Source organism: Haloplanus sp. (assembly GCF_028275055.1).
Taxonomy (GTDB): domain Archaea; phylum Halobacteriota; class Halobacteria; order Halobacteriales; family Haloferacaceae; genus Haloplanus.
This window is the reverse complement of the sequence record NZ_JAQCNJ010000029.1, coordinates 1-5,564: the sequence shown is the minus strand read 5'-3', so window position 1 is coordinate 5,564 and position 5,564 is coordinate 1. Positions and strand designations below refer to the sequence as shown.

General features: G+C 65.0%; 6 protein-coding genes. 2 read left to right on the top strand and 4 right to left on the bottom strand.

All coding sequences use genetic code 11. The annotated features are described in order from the left end of the window. From cysS to Q0925_RS04015, 3 genes are all read right to left on the bottom strand, one after another. Positions 1–1,359: cysteine--tRNA ligase (gene cysS, locus Q0925_RS04025; RefSeq protein ID WP_299332127.1), on the bottom strand; the 1,359-nt coding region annotated here is incomplete at its 3' end. Between the two features lie 101 nt (positions 1,360–1,460). Further along, entirely contained in the window at positions 1,461–2,039 is a 579-nt protein-coding gene (locus Q0925_RS04020; protein ID WP_299332125.1) for a DUF7524 family protein, read from the bottom strand. A 51-nt stretch (positions 2,040–2,090) separates the two neighbouring features. Next, positions 2,091–2,276 carry a methytransferase partner Trm112 gene (locus Q0925_RS04015; protein ID WP_299332124.1) on the bottom strand — a complete coding sequence of 62 codons (186 nt, stop codon included), beginning with the start codon at positions 2,274–2,276 and terminating at the stop codon, positions 2,091–2,093. 461 nt (positions 2,277–2,737) lie between these two features. On the opposite strand from Q0925_RS04015, the gene Q0925_RS04010 reads away from it, so the two are divergent. Then, positions 2,738–2,980 (top strand): DUF7120 family protein, encoded by a 243-nt coding sequence (locus Q0925_RS04010; protein ID WP_299332123.1) that lies wholly within the window; start codon positions 2,738–2,740, stop codon positions 2,978–2,980. A gap of 1 nt (position 2,981) precedes the next feature. On the opposite strand, the gene argH is transcribed toward Q0925_RS04010, so the two are convergent. Continuing rightward, positions 2,982–4,235 (bottom strand): argininosuccinate lyase, encoded by a 1,254-nt coding sequence (gene argH, locus Q0925_RS04005; RefSeq protein ID WP_299332122.1) that lies wholly within the window; start codon positions 4,233–4,235, stop codon positions 2,982–2,984. Positions 4,236–4,347: 112 nt separating this feature from the next. Here argH and Q0925_RS04000 point away from each other — a divergent pair. Then, positions 4,348–5,564 (top strand): AMP-binding protein (locus Q0925_RS04000; protein WP_299332121.1); only part of this gene is annotated, 1,217 nt, incomplete at its 3' end.

The following is a 5,564-nucleotide window of genomic DNA, read 5'->3' as shown; positions in this document are numbered from 1 at the left end:
GTCCAGAACGAGTTCGATCAGGTCGGCGGCGAGGCGGGCGTCGCCCCCGCCGTCGTCGCCGAACTCCAGGCCAAGCACGTCGCCGCCGAGTTCCTCAACCGTCTCGACCGCCCGCCGGAGGCCGACGTAGTCGTAGGCGTCGGCGTCGTCGACGTGACGGTGGACCGCGGAGGCGAGTTCCAGCAACGCGGCCGTCGCCTCGCGCACGCCGAAGTCGTCGTCCATCGCCGTCGTGAACTCCTCGCGGGCCTGGTCGACCGCCGTCCGGAGGTCCGCGTCCGCGACTTTGGTGCGGGCGTCGACGCTGTCACAGGCCTCGACCGCCGTTTCATGGGCGCGTTCGAGGCGCTCCCAGCGCTCACGTGCTTCCTTCACCGCCGCCTCGCTGTAGGTTTGTTTCGACCCATAGTTGGTCGAACAGTAGAACGTACGGAGCACGTTCGGACCGAACTCCTCCAAGGCGTCGGCAACGTAAAAGTAGTTGCCGAGACTGGAACTCATCTTCTCGCCCGCCGTCTCCAACAATCCGGTGTGGAGCCAGTAGCGCGCGAACCGCTCGCCGGTCGCTGCCTCGCTCTGTGCGATTTCGTTCTCGTGGTGGGGGAAAACGAGGTCGTGACCGCCGACGTGGATGTCGATGGTGTCGTCGAGGTGGGTCGTACTCATCGCCGAACACTCGATGTGCCACCCCGGTCGCCCCTCGCCCCACGGCGACGCCCACGTCTCGCCCGAGGGTGGGTCGTCGACCGGCCGGTCGTCCGTGCGGTGGTCGGCCACGTCGCTCGGGGACACACCCCCGGCCTTCCAGAGTGCGAAGTCCGCCGGGTTGCGCTTCTCCGAACGCTCGTCGGGGTCGCCTTGGGCTTCCATCGCGTCGACCTGTTGGTTCGACAGTTTCCCGTAGTCGTCGAATGCGGTCACGTCGAAGTAGACCGACCCCTCGGTCTCGTAGGCGTACCCCCGGTCGATCAGCGTCTCAACGAGGTCGATGATCTCGGGGATGTGTTCGGACACCCGTGGGTACACCGTCGCCCGCTTCAGGTTCAGGCCGCGCATATCGCCGATGATCGAGCCGATGAACCCCTCGGCGACGTCGAGTTCCGACCCACCGAGATCGGCCTCGCCCACCCGTGCGACGATCTTCTCGTTCACGTCGGTGAAGTTCTCGACGTGGCGAACGTCGTATCCACGGTAGGAGAGCCACCGGTGCATCACGTCGGCGTGTGTCCACACCCGGGCGTGACCGAGATGGGCGTCGTCCGAGACCGTCAGCCCACAGACGTACAGCAGGACTTCCTCGCCCGCTGGCTCGAACTCCTCGCGGTCGCCGGTCAGGGTGTTGGTCACGGACAGCGTCATCACCGATCCGTTTCCGGTCGAGACATTAATAGTTGAAGATCCGACCCTCGGCCGCCCGCACCCGAACGGTCAGGATCGGACGCTCGTGGCATCCATCTGTACTACGTGAACACCGCGACGAGGGCGACCAGCACCGCCCCGACGACGACGCCCGCGCCGACCAACACGGCCGGACTCCGGACGGCCGTCGTGACGGCGGCAGCGACGGCGACGGCGACGGCACCGACCCCGAGAAGGGCGAGGCTACGTCGACTCGGGACGCCGAGCGAGACCCGTTCGCTGAGGGGTGGCGACCCCGCGTCATCCGAGTCCGGTGGCCGCGAGAGCGTCTCGTCGACGTCGACCGCGTCGTCGTCACCGCCGGGTTCGACCGTCACCTCGACGGTCCGTTGTTCGGCCCCGTACCCGGTCGAGATTTCGAGCGTTCCAGTCACCGGCGAGTCGACGCGTTCGACGCCGACCGGCACGGACTGGGTCGTTTCACGCTCGACGAACAGGTTGCCGTCGGTGTCGATCCGAGCGACGGCCGACAGGGCCTCGTCGGCCCGGACGTGGACGTGGACGGACTCGCCGTGGTTTCGAAGCTCGACCGAGAACGGCTCGCCGATGGCAAACTCCGCCGGCACCTCGACCTCGTGAAGCGCCCCACGGTTCAACTCGACCAGTAACACCGGAGTCACACGGTGAGAGTCGTCCCCGGAGCGGAAAAATCTTCAGTCCCTCGACCGCCGCTACTCCTCGCGCATGTCAGGCGGGAGGAGGTTCGGAATACCGTCCTCGATGGGGTACACCTCGCCCGTCTCGGTGCCGACGAGTCGACCCTCGATGATCTCCTCGCCGTCTCGCTCGTCAACTTCGAGTTCGAGGTCGCTCTTATCGAGCGGATCACAGAGGATCGCCATCAGGGATTCTTTCATCATCCGGCAGGTGGCGGGCGGGCGATAAAAATCCACGGATCAAGCGTGTGGCCCCATCACGCCGCCCGGTGTGGCTGTGGTGGCCACGTCACCCGCACCCACCGGTAGAACACCCTGAGACACCGACTGATGTCGTGTGCCAGCGCCCCGGGGCGGGCGTCGAAACCGCGAAGACGGGCCGAACACCCGGTTGCCCGCCGAGCGCGGCCGTGAACCCGGCAACACCGCCGTCGATGCGCCACGACCGCGCACATGCGAGAGTCGAGCGTAGGGCGGTGACACGACGGAGTAACCTAAAGAACGGAGGAACTGCCCGTGTCGAGTCCCCCGAGGACGGTGACCTTCTCCGCCGTTGTGGACTCTCTGTCGGTCGGCTTCCCCACGAACGGGGGGCGGCGGTTGCCGGCGTCGCCTTGGCCGGAACCGGGTCTTTATTTCCGGGGAACCCGTGACGTTCGGACATGCCCACCGCTGAAGTGTCGCTACCGGACGACATCGACATCGAGATCAGCCAGCTCGTCGAAGAAGGGGAGTTCATCAACCGCGACCAAGCCGTCGAGGAACTGCTCTCGCTTGGCGTGTCGGCCTACACGACCGAGGAGTCGACGACCGGGCCGGCCGACGAGGATCTGTTCACGCAGGTCGTCGAGGATCAACAGGACCCCGCCATCCGGAACGAGGGCGACGACGAACACACGTTGTAGGTCACTCGACGAGCAGTCGGTCGGCCACGCCGTCGAATCGCTCGCGTTCGTCGCGCCAGAACACCCGTTGATCGCCGAGCGACTGCCGGGTCGGCTCGGCAACCTCCGAGTGAACCTCGTACTCCTCCGAAGCTTTCACCTCGTGGTAGGCGTCGCGAAACGCCATCCCCTCCTCGACCTTTTTGTTCGCGGTGTACGCGGCAAAGATACCGTCGTCGACGGTGAACTCCTCGGAGAGTTCCAAGTCCTCGATCAACGGCGTGAGGATGTCGACCGTCGCGCGGACGGTGTCGACCGACTCGATGAGGTGTTTCTTTGTCCGTTGGCTGTCGCGGTTGTAGCCGCTCGGAAGCTTCCCGATGATCCGCCGGATCGCCTCCTTTGCGGCCGACACCTCCTCGGCTTTCGCCCGCGCCAACTCCAGGATGTCGGGGTTGCGCTTCTGGGGCATGATGCTACTGCCCGTGCAGTACTCGTCGGGGAGTTCGAAAAACTGCTGATCCTCGGAGAAGTTGATGAGGTCCTCCGCCAGTTTCTGTACGTCGAGCATCACCAGATCGAGCGTCTGGAGCAGTTGGAGTTCTTGTTTCCCGCGGTTCGAACAGTAGATCGGGTTGTGTTGTTTGTCGGCGAACCCGAGCAGTTCGGTCGTCAGGTCGCGGTCGATGTCGAGGCTGGTGCCGTAGGAGGCGGCGGCTCCGAGCGGATTGGTGTCGATGATCCGGAAGGTCGCCCGGAGTGATTTCAGGTCGTCGATCAGCGCGTCGGCGAAACTCGACGCCCACAGCCCCGTCGACGACGGCATCGCCTGTTGCTGGTGGGTGTACCCCGGAATCAGGACGTTCCGCTCCTCGGCAAAGGTGTCGAGGGCGTCGACGAACCCGAGCACCCGGTGTGCGAGGTCGATCGTCGCGTCTTTCATAAATAGGCGTGTGTCGACAAAGATCTGATCGTTGCGCGACCGGGCGAGGTGCATCTTCTTTCCGGCCTCCGTCCGTTGGGTCACCCGTTCTTCGACAAAGGTGTGGACATCCTCACCCTCGACCGTGTCGACGTTGTCGTAGATGTCGGTCAGCGCCACCCGGAGGTCGGCGAGTTCGTCGTCCGTGAGAAACCCCTGCCGGTTCAGCATCGTGACGTGTGCGAGATTCGTCAACACGTCGTACGGGAGAAACCTGTTCTCGAACTCCTTTGGCTCCATCGTGTACCGCAGGGTGGCCTCGCTCGCCGAGTGGTCGGTGTTCTCCCAAAGCATGAGGTCAGGTTCCGACAGACCGCACTAAAGGGTTACTGCTGGCGGTCAACGGCGGCGTCCACGAAGCCGGGGAGACAAACATCTATTACACTGACGGGGTACAGTTCGGAGCATGCCAACCGAGCGAGAACAACGGACGGGATCGGTCGTCTATCACCCGTCCCGGGAGTTCGTCGAGTCGACGAACGTCCACAGGTTCATGCAAGCGTACGACATCGACGACTACGACGAGTTGATCGAGCGGACCACCACCACTGTGCCGGGCGAACCCAGATCCGGCGTCGACTGGTTCTGGGACGAACTCGTCGACTACCTCGACATCGAGTTCGACGAGGGGTACGACGCCGTCCGGAACGACGCCGAGGGGCCGCAGTTCACCGACTGGTACCCCGGCGGTCGTCTCAACGCCGCCCACAACGCCCTCGACCGGCACGCCGACGTCGCGTCCGACGCCCGGAACAGGGTCGCCTGCCTCTGGGAGGGCGAACCGGGTGAGGTCCGGGAGGTGACGTACCACGACCTCGGCCGGGGGGCAAACAGGGTCGCAAACTACCTCGATGCCCGCGGCGTCGGTGTCGGCGATACGGTCGCACTGTACATGCCCATGGTTCCCGAGGTGGCCGCTATCCTTTATGGCTGTTTCAAAATCGGTGCGGTAGCCGTCCCGGTGTTTTCGGGGTTCGGTGTCGACGCAGCGGCGACCCGCATCGCCGATGCCGAACCGACGGTCCTGTTCACCGGCGATGGCTTCTACCGCCGTGGCGACCACGTCCTGTTGAAAGGCGATGCCGATGCGGCGGTCGAGGAGGCGGGTCACGTCGAACACACGGTCGTCTTCGACCGTCTCGGTCTCGTCGACGCCGGTGAGGTGCCCTGGAACGACGACCGCGACGAGCGGTGGGAACAAGCGATCGGAGAACGCGACCCCGACTTCGAGACGCGGTCGCTCCCCTCCGACGCCGAGTCGATGTTGTTGTACTCTTCGGGCACGACCGGGACGCCGAAGGGAATCGTCCACACCCACGCCGGGGCGTTGATACAGGCGGCAAAGGAGGTGTACTTCGGGATGGATCTCAAGCCCGCCGACCGGTTCTTCTGGGTCAGCGACATCGGGTGGATGATGGGACCGTGGTCGCTGCTCGGCACACACACCCATGGCGGCACCGTCGTCATGTACGAGGGTGCGCCGGACCACCCCGAGCCGGATCGGTTCTGGCGGTTGATCGACGACCACGGCGTCACGCAGTTCGGTATCTCGCCGACGGCCATCCGCGCGCTCCGCAAACACGGTGACGGGTGGGTCGAGGGGTACGATCTCTCGACGCTCCG

Coding starts and splice junctions, on each gene's coding strand:
- Q0925_RS04015 (WP_299332124.1), bottom strand. CDS start 2,276: ATGAAAGAATCCCTGATGGCGATCCTCTGTGATCCGCTCGATAAGAGC.
- Q0925_RS04010 (WP_299332123.1), top strand. CDS start 2,738: ATGCCCACCGCTGAAGTGTCGCTACCGGACGACATCGACATCGAGATC.
- argH (WP_299332122.1), bottom strand. CDS start 4,235: ATGCTTTGGGAGAACACCGACCACTCGGCGAGCGAGGCCACCCTGCGG.